The following is a 406-nucleotide window of genomic DNA, read 5'->3' as shown; positions in this document are numbered from 1 at the left end:
CCCCTTCCCGTCGTCCCCCGTCGAACCCCCGGCGTCCGTCCCCCCGGAGGGATCGCCGGGGTGGGGTATGCCGGATCCCCCGCAACCGGCCAGCAGCGGCGGGGCCGCCAGACCCAGCGCGCCCACCGCGCCGAGACCGAGCAGCCGCCGCCGGGCGGGATCGGGGCCGCTCGGAACGGCGGACGAACCACCGGGACGGGTGGGACGGAAGATGTTCACGGGACCGACCTCGCTCTCCGTCACGCCCCGCTGCCCCGTCTCCGGCCGCGGAGCCGTGACTCCTCACCCCATTCCACGAGCGAACCGGTCGATCCGGTTGTCACGGTGAGGCCACATCCCCGTACCGGCCCGGCGACCCTCCGCCCCGGGCGCCCCGTGCGTCACCGAAACGGCCTCGCCCCCGGAC

1 pseudogene is annotated in these 406 nt (G+C 76.4%); it reads right to left on the bottom strand.

Going from position 1 to position 406, the window contains the following annotated elements:
* Positions 1–243: pseudogene (locus tag FOE67_RS28450) on the bottom strand (hypothetical protein); the annotation flags it as partial.
* Positions 244–406 lie beyond the last annotated feature (163 nt).

It is taken from the genome of Streptomyces calidiresistens, from assembly GCF_014141525.1.
GTDB lineage: Bacteria > Actinomycetota > Actinomycetes > Streptomycetales > Streptomycetaceae > Streptomyces > Streptomyces calidiresistens.
This window is presented reverse-complemented; position numbering and strand designations above follow the sequence as displayed.